Origin of the sequence: Nonomuraea sp. NPDC005983, assembly GCF_040614375.1 — a bacterium.
Taxonomy (GTDB): domain Bacteria; phylum Actinomycetota; class Actinomycetes; order Streptosporangiales; family Streptosporangiaceae; genus Nonomuraea.
In genome coordinates this window covers 1-16,107 of sequence record NZ_JBEXUP010000087.1, presented here as the reverse complement: position 1 = coordinate 16,107, position 16,107 = coordinate 1, and the positions used below count along the sequence as shown (strand labels likewise).

Here is a 16,107-nt window from a genome sequence, read left to right as displayed (position 1 = left end):
CGATCATTTGGGAGAGCCATGCGTCCTGCCCCGATTCCCACCGCTGCCGCCGCCGCCATCGCGGCCCTACCCCTCCTCGGCTTCGCCGCCACCGTCGCGCACGCAGCCTCCGACCAGGGGCTCAACCTGACCGTCAGCGGCAATGGGCACGGCTGGGTCCGAAGCGTCCAGCTGACCTGCGTCCCCGCCCCCAGTGGCTACCACCCCCACGCCAAGGAGGCCTGCGCCGCCATCGACACCGCCGGCGGCGACCTCAACGCACTCCCCGTCGCACCCCGCACCTGCGGCGAGGAGCACAACCCGGTCACCGCGAGCGCCACCGGCACCTGGCGTGGCAGGCCGATCTCCTGGCAGAAGACCTTCGACAACTCCTGCAAGCTCGACGCCGCTACTGGCCTGGTCTTCCGCTTCTGAACGCATACGAACATGCCGCCCGGAGCCGACGGTCCAGGCGGCATGTTCCGCCCTCTCAGGCCGCCCTCTCAGGCCGCGCTCGTGACGCCGCCCACCAGATGGGGCCGGCGCACGAGTTGACTAGCACCGTTCGAGCGTGAGCAGCGGCTCTGAGAACACAGGCGCTGGTGCGCCGGGATCTGCGGCAACAACCTGCTCCAGGCGGCGGAAGCCGGCCTCCAGCTCGTCGGGACTGAGCTGAGCGAAGAACGAAAGAGTGCGCAGGCGCAGCCGTTCGAGCATGTCGCCGCGGGTGCCGGAGGACGGCTCGGTCACCATGCCGAAGCCGGCGACGCGCCAGCCGTCCGACGTGAACATCGCGATGACCTCGTGCAGCGGCTGAAACAGCGAGGCGTCCACCTCAAAGCCGCGGGGGAAGTGCTCCAGCCACCACGGCCTGGGATGGTGGTCGCTGAAATTCGCGCGCAGTAGCAGCCGCCCGCCGGGCCTGAGCACCCTGGCCAGCTCCCGTGCCGCCCGCGGCTTGTCCTGGACGTGGTGCCAGGACAAGAACATGAGAGCGTAGTCGGCGCTGCCGGACGGCACTGGCATGTCCTCGGCGGAGCCTGCCAGATACCGCACACCGGGATGCTGGGACTGCGCCTGCGCTATCTCGCGCATGCGGACCGACGGCTCGACGCCGGTAACTGGCCCGAACGCCCGCGCCAGCGCGGGGGTGAACCGGCCCGTCCCTGAGCCGACGTCCAGCCCCGCCAGCGGACGCCGCTCGGGCAGCGCCGCTCCGAAGGCGCTGATCCATGTCTGCAGCTGCTGCTCGGCGAGCGCACGGCCACGCGCGTAGTCCTGGTACTGCTCCGTGTCGTAGTCGATCCGTCTCATCACAGCCCCCTCGTGAGCCGGGCCACGGCAAGCCGTCTGCCCGATATATCGACTTGATACATCGGGACGATATGTGGTGTCGCGTCACGCCGCAAGGGACCGGATGGGGCGATGTCCGCGGTGGAGTCGGCGTTCCCGCTGGCCGGGCCGCTGCTGGCCGGCGCGCGCGAGCAGCCACAGCGGTGGCGGGCGGGCCGTAGGCGGCCTCGCCCGTCACCGGCTCGCGGTCACACGTCCCAGGTGACCGGGAGGCTCTTGACCCCGTAGATGTCCGCGGTCTCCGGGCGCAGGGCAACCTCTTCAGCCGGTACGGCCAGGCGCAGCGTGGGGAAGCGGTTGAGCAGCGCGGGAAGCGCGACGCGCATCTCGACGCGGGCCAGCTGCTGGCCCAGGCACTGGTGGATGCCGTGGCTGAAAGCCAGGTGCCCGCCGTCCTGCCTGCGCAGGTCGAGCACGTGGGGGTCGGTGAAGCGCTCGGGGTCGCGGTTGGCGGTGGCGTACGACAGGATGAGCGTCGAGCCGGCCTTGATGGTCTGGCCGCCCAGCTCGACGTCCTCCAGCGCGACCCTCGACAACTGCTTGGCGACGCTCAGATACCGCAGCAGCTCCTCCACGGCCGGTTCGGTGAGCGCAGGCTCGGCGCGCAGCGCCGCCAGCTGCTCCGGGTTCTGCAGCAGCGCGAAGGTGCCCAGCGCCAGCATGTTCGCGGTGGTGTCGAACCCGGCCGACAGCAGGATCAGGGCGATCCCCCGCAGTTCCTCGTCGGTCAGATCGCTGTCGAGCAGGTCGCTGAGCACGTCGTCGGTGGGGTTGGCGCGCTTGGCGGCCACCAGCTCCGCGAGGTACTGCTGGGTCGCGGTGTAGGCCGCGATCAGGTCCTCGTCGCTGACCTCCCCGCCGAGGAACTTGTCGATGTGCTCTTGGAAGGAGCCCCGGTCCTCGTACGGCACGCCCAGCAGCTCACAGATGATGATGGCGGGGATGGGCTTGGCGAACGCGGTCACCAGATCCGCCGACGGCCCGGCCTTCTCCATCGCCTCCAGGTGCTCGGCGGTGACCTGCTCGACGCGCTCGGTGAGCAGTCGCATCCGCCGGACGGTGAACTTGCCTACCAGCGGTTTGCGGTAGCGGCTGTGCTGCGGCTCGTCCATGAGCAGGAACTCGCCGGGCGGCGCCGGTGGCACCTCGATCTCGCCGAGGTCGAACAGCGGGTGGTGGCGCATGAGCTCCTTGCGCGAGCTGAACCGCGGGTCGGCCAGGACCGACCGGACCAGGTCGTAGCCGGTGACCAGCCAGCCCTCGTGTCCGTCAGGGAAGGGGAAGCGGCTGATCGGGCCGTGCTCGCGCGCCTGGATCAGCTCCTTGGGCGGGTCGAAGGGGCAGCCGGGCTGACGCGTCGTCGGCATCGCCGTGACGGTGTGGAGGGATTCATTCATGACATTTCCTTATCTCGCGAGCCGGCTGCACGCCGAGCATGTGGTGCGGGCGGAACCGTTCATGGCATCCACCATCGCCGACCGCTCTGATACCGGGCTGTTGCCGTGCTGACACGGCCGCTGACACGGCCTGTCGGCAAGGTCGGCACCAGCCGCCGTCTGCGACATTCCCGCAGGTAGTGGACGTTGCCGGCCTCTCCCGGATGCTCACACTGATCGCTCGGCGCACCGCCTCGCCCAGCAAAGCGCCAGACGGCAGGGTCAGCCCTGAGGGCGGTGCAGCTGAAACACTGACGGAGGCGGGCACCGGCGGCGCCGCGACCGAGCGGCCGGCTCGAAACCCGGCTGACGAGGGGCCGGCTCAGGGGGCGATCGGCAGCTGTCGCTTGTGCTCGGTGAGCCGGTAGCGGCGGACCATGGCCACGAAAGCGGCCTCATCGACCGGCTTGCCTTCCAGGAGGTCGTCGATGTCGTCGTAGGTGACGCCCAGTGCCTCCTCGTCGGGCCTGCCCGGGCTCAGTGTCTCCAGGTCCGCGGTCGGGGTCTTCTGAATCAGCGCGGACGGCGCCCCCAGAGCCTGCGACATGGCCCGTACGCGCCGCTTGGTGAGGCCGGTGAGCGGAACCACATCGGCCGCGCCATCGCCGAACTTGGTGAAGAAGCCCGAAACCGCCTCGGCAGCGTGGTCGGTGCCCACAACCAGGCCTTCGTGCGCGCCCGCTACCGCGTACTGAACAATCATGCGCTGCCGGGCCTTGATGTTGCCGTGCAGGAAGTCCTGGTGGTGCGCGTCGCGGAAGACCATGCCGCTGGCCAGCACCGCCTCCAGCGCGGCGTCGCTGGCGGACTTCACATCGACGGTCAGGACCTGGTCGGGCCGGATGAACTCCAGCGCCAGCTGCGCGTCCTTCTCGTCGGCCTGGGCGCCGTACGGTAGCCGCATCGCGAAGAACGTCGCTTCCCGCCCGGCGGCACGGACCCGCTCGACCGCGAGCTGGCACAGCCGGCCCGCGGTCATGGAGTCCACGCCGCCGCTGATGCCCAGCACCAACGAGCGCAGGCCCGTGGAGGTCAGCTGATCGGCGAGGAAGGCCACCCGGCGCTCGATCTCCTGCTGCACGTCGAAGAACGCGCTCACCTGGAGATCCCGGGCGATCTCCTGCTGCAGGGATGTGCACGCCAGGTCGGTCACGGTTGCTCCTCGGTCGGGCTCGTGGGCAGGGTCGGCACACGTCGCCGGGCCGGGGCCACAGTCGTGCGCAGGGGACGCAAGCACTCTAGAGGAAGGCTGCGAAGTCCTGTTCACGGCGTGTGACTTGGCAGCCGCTGTACTCCATCGGGAGACGCGGGCGGCCGGCCCGATGGCCACCGTCCCGCCGTCATCGCCCTGTCCGTGGGAAGGGCCTCGCGGGTTCCGCTCAACGAGGAGGCTCGGCAACCCGTACCCGGTGGCTCTCGTTGTCGGAGAGGAACGCCGCCAGTTCCCGCCCCTGCTCGGCGACGGTGGTGCGGTCGGCCCGGGAGAAACGGCGCAGCGGGGTGACGATCACGGTGCCCGCCTCAACGTTCCAGGTCGCGGCGACCCGGCCGTCGACCAGCACCACGCGCGCGCCGGCGACCGACAGACCGCGGTGGACGTCGTCGATGATCCGGCCGCGGTTCTGGTAGCCGAGGATCGCGTTGTCGAACGCCGGCAGGAACCGTACCGGGGCCGGCGTGTCCGGGTCGGGGCGCGGCGCGCCGGGGAGGTCGACCAGCTCGCGGCCGTGCTCGTCGCGGAAGGTCACCAGCTCCTCGCGTATCGCGGCCACCGCGGCCGGCAGTCCGGCAAGGCCGCACCAGGCGCGCAGGTCGGCCGAGGCTGCGGGGCCGAACGCGGCCAGATAGCGCCGTACCAGCGCCTCGCCGACCGGATCGGCGCCCTCCGGGGCCGGCGGGTCGATCTCGCGACCCAGCCACGAGGAGAGCAGCACGTTGCGCACTCCTGCCCTCGTGCGCCACAGCCCGCGCGGCGGCAACTGCACCACCGGGACGAGAGCGGCGATCAGCATCTCACCCAGTGCCCGCGGTCCCGGCGTCGGCCAGCGCTCGGCGAGCGCCCGCGCGAGCTCGGCCATCGAGCGGGGCTCGCCGTCGGCCAGCACCGCCCGGCCCGCCGCCGCGAGCTCGTCGAGATCCACCCCGTCGAGCTCTCGGCGGTAGACCCCGAGCACCCGTTGCCGCAGCATGGTGTCGTGACGGGCCCGCCAGGCCAGGGCGTCCTCGGCGGTGAGCAGGTGGACGGTGCGGCGCATGAGGTGGGTCCGCACCACGCGCCGCCCGGTCAGCAGGTCCGACAGCACCGCCGCGTCGAACGCGCGCAGCCGTGACCAGAGCCCGACGAACGGTTCCTGCGGTTCCTGCGCTTGCAGGCCCCCGAGGTGCGCGACGGCGTCGAGCACCGGTACGTCGGCGCGATCGAGCAGCAACTGCCGGGCCAGCGTCGCGCGGTTGAGCGCCCGGGCGTCCAGAACGGTCATCGGGTCACGCCGCCCAGCGCCTGAATACCGGTCCGCCCCAGGGGCCGCATCTTCATGGTGGTTGTTTCCTTCAATCAACCGTTGTATTCGCTCACGACGTCCACGACCCAGACGACGCCGAAGCGGTCCCTGAGCATGCCGTAGAGCGGAGACCACTGCGCGGGCGCCAGCGGCTGCGCGATGGTCGCCCCGAAGGAGAGTTTCTCCCAGTACGCGGTGACCTCCTCCGTGGTCTCGCCGCGGAGGGAGACGAAGAACGAGTTCTCCCCCTGGTCCCACGGCATCTGCGAGGGCACGTCGTAGGCCATCACGTGGAAGCCGTTGTCCGCGACCACCTGGCCCCACATCACCTGGTCCGTCTCGGCGGGGTTCTGTACGCTCCCAGCGTCCTTGTACGTGACGGCGGCGATGTCACCACCGAACACGGACTGGTAGAACTCGAGCGCCGCGCGGGCGTCGCCCCGGAAGTTCAGATGAGTCACTGACTTGACGGACATATCGTCTCCTAACCCTCGATCATCGTTTCTGGACACCGTGAAGCGCCCGGACTGAAACCACCGACCGCGGAATCGGAGTCGCACCGGGTGACAGCACACGGTCACGGATCGGGCCCTTCCAGTCGTTCTCGGTGTCTGGCCCGAGGCAACAGTCCCAGGGGAAGCGGCCAGGGTGTGACCGCTTCTCAGGGCAATATGGGAGTCATGCCGAAGACCTCAGCGCGACTGCTGTCGCTGCTCTCGCTGCTCCAGGCGCGCCGGGACTGGCCGGGGGCGCTGCTGGCCGAGCGGCTGGACGTCAGCCCGCGCACCGTGCGCCGCGATGTCGACCGCCTGCGCGAGCTCGGCTATCCCATAGTGGCCAGCAAAGGCCCCGACGGGGGGTACCGGCTCGGCGCCGGCACGGAACTGCCCCCGTTGCTGTTCGACGACGAGCAGGCCGTCGCCCTCGCCGTCGCACTCCAGATCGCCGCCACCGCCGGCGCCGGCATCGAGGAAGCCGCGGCGCGCGCGCTGAACACCGTCCGGCAGGTCATGCCCGCACGGCTGCGCCGCCGCATCGACACCCTCCAGGTCACCGCCGTCGAGCGGCCGACGACCCGACCGAACCCCCAGGTCGACAGCGGCGTGCTCATGACGCTGAGCACCGCCGTCCACGCCCGCGAAGTGCTGCGCTTCGACTACACCCCCGCATTCCCACCAGGAGCCGGCGACGACGACCCCGCCGGACCTCCGCCGCGCCGGGTGGAGCCCCACCACCTCGTCACCTGGGGCGGACGCTGGTACCTCGTCGCCTGGGACCTCGACCGCGACGACTGGCGCACCTTCCGCGCCGACCGGATCACCCCGCGCACCCCCACGGGGCCCCGCTTCACCCCGCGTGAACTGCCCGGAGGGACCGTGACCGCCTTCGTGACCAGCAGGTTCCAGGGCTCCGACGGCTCGGCCGGCTGGCCCTGCCGCGGCGAGGTGATCCTCGACCTCCCCGCCACCGTCGTCTCCCGCTACACCCGCGAGGGAGTCGTCGAGGAACTCGGCCCGGACCGCTGCCGGCTCGTCCTGGGCTCGTGGTCATGGCCCGGCCTGGCCGCCGCCATCGGCAGGTTCGACGCCGACATCGAGGTCATCGGGCCGACCGAACTCAAAGACGCCTTCGCGCACCTGGCCCGCCGCTACGCCAACGCAGCGACCGACGCCGTCACGGCAGCAGGCCCTGTTCGAGGGCGGTGATCACGGCTGCCGTGCGGTCGGAGACGGACAGCTTCTTGAAGGTGCGCATGAGGTAGGTCTTGACCGTGGCCTCGCTGATGAACAGGCGCCGGCCGATGTCGGCGTTGGTGAGTCCCCGGCTGACGAGCTGGAGCACCTCGCGCTCCCGCTCCGTGAGGGGCGGCGGCTCCTTGGCGCGGGCCTGGTAAGAAATAACCCCTGGGTTCCCGAGCACCTCGCCAGGTCATTCGGTCCCAGGACCAGGGCGTTTTCCGTGTAGAGCGCGTCGCGCTGGTGGTTGAGGAGATCTCGGGATTGGTGAAGGTCCTCCCTCGTCGCTGAGATTTTTGTAGCGGTGGTGAAGCCGAGGAGTCGCGTGCCGGCCCCGGTCGAGGACGGCTTGGTCCGGTGCCGAGTGCCGCCCTGACAGAGGGCGTCTGCTCATGCGAGGGTCGGCTCCGTACAGCAGCTCAAGCGCACCAGTCGGGCGGCGCGTTTGGGTGTGATGCCGAGCTGGGACCGGAAGCGGGACCACAGGCGCTTGCGGCTCCAGCCAACCTCGTCCGCCAGGCCGTCGACCCGCACCCGCCCCCGACTGGTGAGCGTCCGCCGCCAGGTGTAGGCGACCTGCGGATCGACCGGTGGGTGGGTGCCCAGCCGTCGGCCGAGGATGTCCACCGCGATCGTGAACCGTTCGTCCCACGACGCGGCGGCGCGCAGCCTGTCCTCGGCTCGCCCGGCGTCGCGGCCCCAGACCTCCTCAAGGGATACCGACGTCCACCCACGCCTGGTCAGGTGGCGTCCCGGTCGACAACATGTGACCAGTCTAGGCCTCAGGGATCATGGGCGGGCTGTCAGCGGCCCGTTGCCGTGAAGCCCAGCAGCAGTTTGCTGGTCGTCTCGGGCGCTTCCAACATGGGTAGGTGCCCGACGCCGGGCAGCAGCTCGACCCGCGCGTTCGGCACCGCGTCGTACTGGTGCGCCGACGACGGCTCCCAACGGGGGTCGGCAGCGCCGAAGATCACCAGCACGGGGACCTCGAGGGCGGCGAGACGCTCGGGCACGCTCCGCTCGGCGATGTACGCGGTGTTTCGGCGCAGCACCGTCCTCATCGCGCGGTAGGTGATGCCCCGTACGTCGGCGACCACGTCGTCCGGGACGTCCACCGGGCGAGCGGCCGTCGCGCTGATCCCCCTGCGGATCATCGCATCCGAACGCCTCGACCACAGGAGCGGACCCAAAGGCGGGGCCAACAGGACCCGGAGGATGAGCGGCTGCCGAAGGAGCGCATCCAGACTTGGGCCGCTACTGATCAGTGCAAGCGAACCCACGAGGTCGGGACGTTGTTCGGCAAGCGCGGTGGCGACGTAGCCGCCGCTGGAGTGCCCGACCGCGGCGACGTGACGAAGGCCGAGGTCGTCCAGCAGTGCCGCCACCCGGCCCACCTGCGCAGGCACGTCGTACGACGGCGCGGGCGGGGACTGGCCGCAGCCCGGGAGGTCGACCCGGATGACGTGATGGTGGCCGACCAGTGCCGGGACCACCGGGCTCCAGAAGCCGCCCGAGGCCCCCGATCCGTGGATGAGCAACAACGGCGGCGCCTGCCGCGGGCCGTCATGGACCACGTGCATCCCATGCGAGTGCTCAATGTCGTACTTACTCATGCGGAGACTATGCACGGGCGGTCGACTATCAGTCTTGGACAAATGTTCCCGCGGAGTTGACGACCGACGGCCCGCCACCATCGTCGCAGTCCCCGGAGGGCGGCGCTGTCATCGGCAGATGAGGACGACATCGCCCTTCCAGCACAGGGCACGATCGATCAGCCAGCACTGCGTGCCCGCAGGCAGGCGAGGGCCACGATGCCGAACACCTCGTCATACTCACGATCGTGTCGCCTATCCCCACAGGGTTTCGGTCCCCAACGTGCTCGATCCCAGTGACGTTTCATGGTCATGCCGAGCAACGGGTAACAGGGGGACAGTACTGGCAGAGACCGTTGATTGAATGGTCTCTATTCACCTGTGCGGGAAGATCCGTGGTCACTTTGTGTGGTCACCGGCTGCGTAACGGCTCCAAGGGCTTCCGGCGGCTGCGGCGTGGCGTGTCGTGGCTTGAGGGGTGTAGCCGAGCATCTCGGCGACGACCGGGGCTGGAGCTTGCAGTACGAGCTGGCGCAGGGCGGCTTCCCGGGCGGCGTGGGGAAGCCAAGCAGCCGGAGTTGCTCTCGGATACTGGCTGCGTTGAGGGGTTCTCGGGCGCTCTGGCCGGGGAAAAGCCAGCGGGCCCGCGGGTTGGCCACGGTGTTCATGTTCGCCCGGGACTCGGCGAGCCGATTTCCTGGTCGCCGCGCCGTCATGATCGTTCATGAGCCTGGGCTGGCCCGCCAGCAGATCGCTGGCATCACCTCCTTCCTCGACATCACCCGCGACGGTCTGGACCTGGTCGGCCCGGACGACGGAAGGGCCGCGTATCCGCCAGGCGCACGCCACCTTCGAATGGATGGCCAACGTGTTCAAGGGCGCGCCGCCCCTGCACCCCGATCCCGCCAACGCGGACCCCGCCAACGACCATGCCGGCGACAAGCCCGCAGGCGATCTTGACGATGAGGAGACACCGTGACCGGACGGGCGATCGTGGTCGGCGGCGGCATCGGGTGGCAGGCCGTCGTGCTGGAGCGGGCGGCCGAGTTGCGCGAGTTCGGCGCCGGCATGTCCCAGGCCCCGAACACCATGCGCGCGCTGGCTGAGCTCGGCGTGGGGCGCTGATCGTGGACTGCCTGCTCGACGCGTTCGGCCCGGTGCCGCAGGAGGGCAGCAGCCGGGCCGAGATCATGTCCTCGGCCATCCGCTGGACCGCGGGCAAGATCGGCGAGCCGGGGGTGGGCGACGCGTTCGCGGGCGTGTTCAGTGACGGTGTCAGCGATCCGGAGCTGCGCGAGATCCTCTCCTCGCGGTTGCAGGACCCCTATCGGCTCGCGCTCCAGGACGCGCTCGGCGATCCGGAGCACCGGGTCCTGTTCTTCATCGACGTCGTTGTCGGGACCCTGCTCCACCGAATGGGCATGACCGGCGAGCCGATGGTCGACGATGACGTCGACGCGCTGGTGGAGATGGTCCTGCCGTTCTTCCACTGAGGACGCGAGGCCAGGCTAGAGCTCGCGGACGCGGAAGACGGGGTGCCGGGGCGCGATCCGGCGGAACTCCGACAGGGGAGCCGCCAGCCCCAGCCCCAGATGCGGCCGGGGGCCGGGCGCGCCGGCAAGGTAGCGGCGCAGGATCTCGGCCCGATCCGCTTACGGGACCTCCTCCAGCAGGATCGGCGCCTCGCGACCCTGGCGGCGCAGCGCGGCCTTCCCACCCGCGGCCCTGACGTTGCGTACCCAGCCCGTGTCCGGCCCGAGCATTGAGACGAGGAAATCGGCGCCGGTAGCGGGTGACCGCGACAGGGACCGAGGCGAGGTTCCCGGTGCGGCGCCCCGCCACGTTCAACACGGCGACATGGCGTGGCGACAACCACCGGGCCCCGTAGGCGAAGGCGTCGAGACGGTTCCACCACCGCATGAGCGCATTCGGCCGCCTCGGTACATCGCGCGCTTGAGGGGCGCGAGCCCCCGCATCACGGAACGCCCGCCGCGCCGCGCCACCGCGCGACCTTCGCTCATCCCGCCCTTCTCCACAGCGCGGCGTGGCGGGTGGTCGGCACCCCTTCCGCCAGGGCGTTCAAGGCCATGGGTCTTCATCCCTTCCGCTGGAGCCCGGACTCGCGACAGTTCAAGAGGCGACTCCACCAGTACCGAGCCCGTGGGCGCCTGCGACGCCGGCACAGGTTCCTTGCCATGCCGGGAGCTGACTGGCCCGGCTTGCACGGCCAGAGCCGCCATGAACATATGGGTGTAGTTCCTTTTGAGGGACGCCCCCAGGGGAGCTGTGACTGCCGTCGGAAACCGCCCGATCTGGTCAGATACGCGCGAGGAGTTCCTGCTTCCAGGCAGTGAACTCCTCGGCGGTGAGCACGCCTGCGCGGTGCAGTGCATCGGGGTCGCGCAGCTGCACGAAGGCATCCAGGAATCCGGTCCAGGAGCCGACCTCGAACAGCTGGTCCAGCAGGTCGATCTCCGGGAGCATCTTCGAGGTTGTCTTGCGCAGCCACTCCAGGGACTCGCTCTCGCCGAGCGCGCCGAGCCGGTCGACGTTCAGCTTCAACCGGCCGTTGGGCTGAATTTCGAAGCGGAGCTTCGCGTCCCGCCCGGCCTCCTCCAGGCGTTCGGCGAGATCTGGGATCGGCGCAACGTCGCCGACAAGGTCAAGGACGTCAAGACTTTAAGCAATCGGGAGGTCGGCGTGCTGCTCCTGCACGCAGACCGGATGTGGCTCCAGTCCAGAGGCGGCTGCCGCCTCACGGTCTTCAGTCCCGCCGACGACGAGACCACCAAGAGTTTGGAGCGTCTGCATGCCCTCGCGGCCTGACCCGTGCCGAACGGCTCGGACGGCCGCGATCACGCCGAGATGAACGGCTCCGTCAGATGCGGCGTCGCCAGGTGTAGCGTGGTGGCGGTTTCGCGGTCGAGCATGCGCTTCCTTGAGTGCCTGGCCGCCTCGGGGTCGATCTCGTGCGAGTAGGCGAGCTCGGGGTGGAGCAGTTGGAGCGCGTGCACCAGGAGGTCGCCGGTGACGAGCGCCAGCTCGGGCCCGTTGGCGACCAGCACGCTTTGGTGCCCGGGCGTGTGCCCGGGTGTGGCGACCGTGCGCCCGGCGCGCAGCGGCGTGTCCCCGTCGAGGAGCCGGAGCCGGCCGGCCGCCTCGAGAGGGTCGGTGAGGGTCTCGCGAAGCTGCGGGTTGAGCGTGTCGAGGGCGTCGAACTCGGCCCGCTGGAGCAGGTATTCGGCATTCGGGAAGTAGGGACGACGGCCGCTGGTCGCGCTGTCAGGCGCAGGGGCGCCGCCCACCGCGCTGCTGGTCGAAGCGTTGCCGGCCACCGCGCGGCCCGCTGATGGCACGGCCGCCTCGGTCACGACCGCCCACCCGACGTGGTCGGTGTGCAGATGCGTGAGCACCACGGTGTCGACCTCGGCCGGGTCGATGCCCGCGGCGGCGAGCGACTCGGGGAGCGTACCGGGCACTGGCGCCCACGAGCCGGCCGGGCTGTCCGCCGGACCGATCCCGGCGTCCACGATGGTGAGGCCCTTGTCGCTGCGGATCGCGTACGCGCGGAACTGGAGCCGCCAGCGGCCCTCGGCGTCGACCGCGCCCGGGTCGTAGCGGTCGGCCTCGGTCCACTGAGCGGCCGTGGCCTCGGGAAAGGCCTCGGCGCGCGGGGAGAAGAATGGGCCCTCGCCGTCGGCGAGGGCGATGATCTCGGTCGAGCCGATCGAGAGGCGGGGAACGCTGAGGGACATGGCCGCGATCCTGCCATGCCTTGCACGCGGGCGGTCACTCCGCCCCACCACCGGCTCTTGAACGTGCTGTGCTCGCGGGCCCCGGTCTGTGTGAGCACGACGATGAGGTCGGGCAGCGCACCGGCCGGCCAGCGGCCGTAGCTGGGCGGGGGCCAGCTGGCGGATCTGCCTGGTGAGGGCCCTCAAGGACTCCAGCCGCTGGTGTTCTTGGCCGCCGGCACCACCCTGACCACCTGCATCCGCATCGTCTGGAACGCCCCGCCGACCTCTACCGCACCGCGCTCCTCGACCACGCCACCCGCATGATCACTACCTGGTTCCGCAGCTACCAATGAACAACCCCAGCCTGCCCATCGCCGGGTTCGAGACGTTCTTCGGCGGCCGCAGCATCGCCCTGCGCACGCACTGAGACCACGCCCCGGGGTAAACAAGGTGACGATCAAAGCGACGTGGCCCGCGCCCGTCGCGGGCCACCCCTACGATCAACCGCCTACGCCAAGCCAGGTCAGCTTGTCGATCGCGGTCTTCACCGACGTCGCCGAGGTGTCCCGGGCCGGGGTGACCAGCCACTCCCCGGCATCCACGGTCAGCATCCGTTCCAGGTCAGCGCGGACTTCAGCGGTCAGCAGGTGCCCCACCAACTGCGAGGTCAGGTGAGGAGCCCTTGCGTGCCGTGCCGACCATCTTGGCCAGGATGAGCACGCCGGGCCGGATCACCTTGGCCGCCATAAGATACTCGCGCGCCAGGTTGAACAGCAGCGTCGGCGAGTCATGTTCCATCGCCCGGTCCAGAAGGAACTGCTCCAGCTCCTTCATCGCCTGGCTGCCCGCCGGGGCTGTCTGCCACTCTAGATACTTGGCGATCAGGCCCAGATGATCCGAGCGGGTCTGATCGCGCTTGCCGTACAGCCGCAGCGCCACCGGCGTCAGATGACACGGCGCAGGCCGCTGCCGCAGTAAATCCGGGGATTACTGCGGTGGAAGGCTCAGGGTGATCAAGGCTCTGAGCTGGGAAAGCACTCGTTAGCGTTCAATTCCAGCCGGATAGCCCCAAGACCCCGTATTCCAGCGGCACCCCTAGCGGATCGCCCGACGCTCCGGCTCATTCCCGCGCAGCGGGAGCCATGGAGATGTTCCAGAAGTCGGCGTAGCGGCCGCCGTGGTCGAGCAGTTCGTCGTGGCTGCCTTCCTCCGCGATCCGGCCGCCGTCCAGGAAGATGACGCGGTCGGCGCGTTGGACGGTGCGCATGCGATGGGCCACCATCACCACCGTCCGGCCAGCCATCAGGCGTTCGATGCCCTCGTGGACGGCCGCCTCGTTGACCGGGTCCAGCGCCGAGGTCACCTCGTCGAGCAGCACGATGGAGGCGTTCTTCAGCAGCGCCCGCGCGATCGAGACCCGCTGGCGCTCACCACCGGACAGCAGCACGCCGCCCTCGCCGACGTTCGTCGCCCATCCGCCGGGCAGGCGCTCGATCACCTCGTCCAGCTGTGCCGCGGCCGCCGCGGCCCGTACCTCGGCCTCGTCGGCGTCGGGACGGCCCAGGCGCACGTTCTCCTCAATGGTGCCGTCGAAGAGGTAGACGTCCTGGAAGACGATGGCGATCCGCGCCATCAACGCCTCGGTGCTGATCGCGCGCACGTCCACGCCTCCCACACGCACCGCGCCGGCGTCCACGTCGTAGAAGCGCGCCAGCAGCTGCAGCAGCGTGCTCTTGCCCGCGCCGGACAGCCCGACGACCGCGAGCCGCTGTCCCTCGGGGACGGTGAGCGACACCTCGTCGAACACCGTGCGCTCGCCGTGCCGGAAGGTGACGGCGTCGAACTCCAGGCCGTGGTGCGCCGGCTGGACCGGCTCGCGAGGTTCCCGCAGCGGCTCGGTGCGCAGCACCGTCTCGAGTCTGGCCAGCTCCGAACGCGCGCCGCGGAGTTTACCGCCGATGTCCGACAGCGACAGCAGCGGGTCGGCGCAGCGGGCGGCCAGCACCAGGATCGCCAGGATCTCCGCCGCGCCGATGTTCCCGCCGAGCGCGAGGTAGGCGCCCAGGACCAGTAGCCCGGTGAAGATCGCCTGCACGGTGACCGTCAGCCCCACGGCGCTGGGCAGCGTCGCCAGCACGGTACGGCGGGAGGCGCGCTGGGCATCCAGCAGCGAGTCGTCGAGCAGCTGGAAGCGTTCGCCGGTCCGGCCGCCGGCCCGCAGCACCGGCTGGGCCTGGAGGAATTCGATGACGCGTCCGCTGGCCTCCTGGTCGCGTTCGTGACGCTCGGCGTCGGCGGCGGCCGTCGCGTGTGCCGTCCAGGCCTGGATCGCCGCCACGACGGGTGCGGCGAGCAACGCGGCCGCGGTCCCCCTCTGGTTCGGCGTCCTGTCCGCCGCGCTCGTCATCGCCGCGGCCGGGGCGGCGCTCTCCGCAGCCACCTTCATCGAAGGCTGGTACGGCTACCGCCTCGACCGCGAAGGCGACGGCGACCTCCACGTGCGGCGAGGCCTGCTGGTCTCCCGATCCGTCACCATCGAAGGTCGGCACCTGCGCGGCGTCGAGATCTCCGAGCCGATGCTGACGCGCTGGGCCGGCGGCGCCCGTCTGAACGCCGTCGCCAGCGGGCTCGGCGACCGCGACGAGAACCGCCGCCGCCGCTCGCTCTCCCCTCCGGGGCCGCGCGCCGAGGCTCTCCGGGTCGTCGCCGCGATCCAGGAGCCTGCTCCGACAGCGCTCAGGCCGCACCCCCGTATCGCCCTCCGCAGGAGAGTCAACGGGGCGCTGGCCGTCGTCGCGCTGATCGTCGCGCCTCTCCTCTGCCTCGGCCTGTGGCCCGCCGCCTGTATCGCAGCGCTCGTCCTGCTGCCGGCCGCGGTCGCCCTGGCCTGGGACGCCTACCGTGCGCTTGGCCACGGCGTCCAGGGCCGCCACCTGGTCGCCAGGGCCGGCGTCCTCGACCGCCGCACGGCCATCCTCCAGCGGGACGGGATCATCGGGTGGAGCGTCTCCCGCTCGCCCTTCCAGCGCCGCCACGGGCTGGTCACCCTGGGCGCCACCACTGCCGCCGGAGACGGCTGCTACAAGGTCAGGGACGTGCCCGTCTCCGAAGGGCTCCGCTTCGCCGAGGAAGCGGTGCCCGGCCTGCTTGCCCACTTCCTCGTTCGTGAGTGAGCCAGGACGGGCCGGTCCGGCCCTTTACATTGTAGATTTCTAAGCTCATGAGCCTACGGCAGGTGTTGCACCACGTCAGCCATCGCGCGCAGCTGCTGGCCGAGCTGCGCGAGATCGACGAGGCGGCCTACAACAGGCTGCACCAGGCGCCGTCCTCCCTTGGACGCGCTTCATCGCTCGACCCCGTTGACGAGGACGTGCCGCATGGTCAGGTCGTCGGTGAACGCGATCTTGTCGGGGCCGGTGACGCCGGTGAACAGGCACTTCTCCAGATGCACGCCGACCAGGTGGTCGCTCTCCAGCCCGACGAGGTTGAGCACCGCGTCGGCGCCGTCGATCCTGCACTTCTCCAGCCGGATGTCGCGCACCGACACGGGCAGCGTCCCGCCCTCGTTGCTCGCGTAGGCCATGTTGACGAAGACGATCTCGCGGTCCACGTTCTGGCCGGTGAACGTGCGGACGTACACGCCCTCCACGAAGCTGCCGCGCTTCTTGCCGGCCTTGATTTGACGTGCTCCTCCACATGAATGTGGAGGATTCCTGTGCTGCTTACGCAGCAGCTCGCAGCGCGGGCGCGGGCGAGACTGTGGGACAGGATGC

General features: G+C 70.3%; 17 protein-coding genes. 6 read left to right on the top strand and 11 right to left on the bottom strand.

Translation table 11 applies throughout. The annotated features are described in order from the left end of the window. Positions 1–18: 18 nt before the first annotated feature. Entirely contained in the window at positions 19–414 is a 396-nt protein-coding gene (locus tag ABZ297_RS30910; protein WP_355353256.1) for an SSI family serine proteinase inhibitor, read from the top strand. A 120-nt stretch (positions 415–534) separates the two neighbouring features. Here the strand turns inward: ABZ297_RS30910 and ABZ297_RS30905 are convergent, their stop codons facing one another. The 5 genes from ABZ297_RS30905 to ABZ297_RS30885 form a co-directional block, all read right to left on the bottom strand. Then, entirely contained in the window at positions 535–1,293 is a 759-nt protein-coding gene (locus ABZ297_RS30905) for a class I SAM-dependent methyltransferase (RefSeq protein ID WP_355353253.1), read from the bottom strand. A 227-nt stretch (positions 1,294–1,520) separates the two neighbouring features. Continuing rightward, on the bottom strand, positions 1,521–2,729 hold the full coding sequence (locus ABZ297_RS30900; RefSeq protein ID WP_355353250.1) for a cytochrome P450: 1,209 nt from the start codon (positions 2,727–2,729) through the stop codon (positions 1,521–1,523). 361 nt (positions 2,730–3,090) lie between these two features. Then, positions 3,091–3,921 carry an ammonia-dependent NAD(+) synthetase gene (gene nadE / locus ABZ297_RS30895; RefSeq protein WP_355353247.1) on the bottom strand — a complete coding sequence of 277 codons (831 nt, stop codon included), beginning with the start codon at positions 3,919–3,921 and terminating at the stop codon, positions 3,091–3,093. A 226-nt stretch (positions 3,922–4,147) separates the two neighbouring features. Beyond that, entirely contained in the window at positions 4,148–5,248 is a 1,101-nt protein-coding gene (locus tag ABZ297_RS30890) for a winged helix DNA-binding domain-containing protein (protein ID WP_355353244.1), read from the bottom strand. A 74-nt stretch (positions 5,249–5,322) separates the two neighbouring features. After that, a complete protein-coding gene (locus ABZ297_RS30885) occupies positions 5,323–5,745 on the bottom strand; it encodes a VOC family protein (RefSeq protein ID WP_355353241.1) in 423 nt (140 codons plus the stop codon). A gap of 204 nt (positions 5,746–5,949) precedes the next feature. Here ABZ297_RS30885 and ABZ297_RS30880 point away from each other — a divergent pair, with 204 nt between their 5' ends. Then, positions 5,950–6,975 (top strand): WYL domain-containing protein, encoded by a 1,026-nt coding sequence (locus tag ABZ297_RS30880; protein ID WP_355353238.1) that lies wholly within the window; start codon positions 5,950–5,952, stop codon positions 6,973–6,975. On the opposite strand, the gene ABZ297_RS30875 is transcribed toward ABZ297_RS30880, so the two are convergent. Both ABZ297_RS30875 and ABZ297_RS30870 read right to left on the bottom strand, forming a co-directional pair. Beyond that, on the bottom strand, positions 6,944–7,189 hold the full coding sequence (locus tag ABZ297_RS30875) for a response regulator transcription factor (protein ID WP_355353235.1): 246 nt from the start codon (positions 7,187–7,189) through the stop codon (positions 6,944–6,946). The two genes, ABZ297_RS30880 and ABZ297_RS30875, sit on opposite strands and share 32 nt — an antisense overlap. 619 nt (positions 7,190–7,808) lie before the next feature. Beyond that, positions 7,809–8,618: an alpha/beta hydrolase gene (locus ABZ297_RS30870; protein WP_355353232.1), complete on the bottom strand. Its 810-nt coding sequence runs from the start codon at positions 8,616–8,618 to the stop codon at positions 7,809–7,811. Between the two features lie 954 nt (positions 8,619–9,572). Here ABZ297_RS30870 and ABZ297_RS30865 point away from each other — a divergent pair. The 3 genes from ABZ297_RS30865 (at position 9,573) to ABZ297_RS30855 (ending at position 11,423) form a co-directional block, all read left to right on the top strand. After that, entirely contained in the window at positions 9,573–9,722 is a 150-nt protein-coding gene (locus ABZ297_RS30865) for a hypothetical protein (protein ID WP_355353229.1), read from the top strand. A 2-nt stretch (positions 9,723–9,724) separates the two neighbouring features. Then, positions 9,725–10,090 carry a TetR-like C-terminal domain-containing protein gene (locus tag ABZ297_RS30860; protein WP_355353226.1) on the top strand — a complete coding sequence of 122 codons (366 nt, stop codon included), beginning with the start codon at positions 9,725–9,727 and terminating at the stop codon, positions 10,088–10,090. Positions 10,091–10,883: 793 nt separating this feature from the next. Continuing rightward, on the top strand, positions 10,884–11,423 hold the full coding sequence (locus tag ABZ297_RS30855) for a hypothetical protein (protein WP_355353223.1): 540 nt from the start codon (positions 10,884–10,886) through the stop codon (positions 11,421–11,423). A 29-nt stretch (positions 11,424–11,452) separates the two neighbouring features. Here ABZ297_RS30855 and ABZ297_RS30850 read toward each other — a convergent pair whose 3' ends face one another. From ABZ297_RS30850 to ABZ297_RS30840, 3 genes are all read right to left on the bottom strand, one after another. Further along, positions 11,453–12,352 (bottom strand): MBL fold metallo-hydrolase, encoded by a 900-nt coding sequence (locus tag ABZ297_RS30850; RefSeq protein ID WP_355353220.1) that lies wholly within the window; start codon positions 12,350–12,352, stop codon positions 11,453–11,455. 615 nt (positions 12,353–12,967) lie between these two features. Beyond that, entirely contained in the window at positions 12,968–13,273 is a 306-nt protein-coding gene (locus ABZ297_RS30845; RefSeq protein ID WP_355353217.1) for a DUF4158 domain-containing protein, read from the bottom strand. A gap of 181 nt (positions 13,274–13,454) precedes the next feature. Beyond that, positions 13,455–14,780, bottom strand: a complete 1,326-nt coding sequence (locus ABZ297_RS30840; protein ID WP_355353214.1) for an ABC transporter ATP-binding protein — start codon at positions 14,778–14,780, stop codon at positions 13,455–13,457. Positions 14,781–14,832: 52 nt separating this feature from the next. On the opposite strand from ABZ297_RS30840, the gene ABZ297_RS30835 reads away from it, so the two are divergent. Beyond that, positions 14,833–15,507: a PH domain-containing protein gene (locus ABZ297_RS30835; protein WP_355353211.1), complete on the top strand. Its 675-nt coding sequence runs from the start codon at positions 14,833–14,835 to the stop codon at positions 15,505–15,507. 170 nt (positions 15,508–15,677) lie between these two features. Here ABZ297_RS30835 and ABZ297_RS30830 read toward each other — a convergent pair. Further along, on the bottom strand, positions 15,678–16,107 hold a 430-nt coding region (locus ABZ297_RS30830), incomplete at its 5' end, for a hypothetical protein (RefSeq protein WP_355353208.1).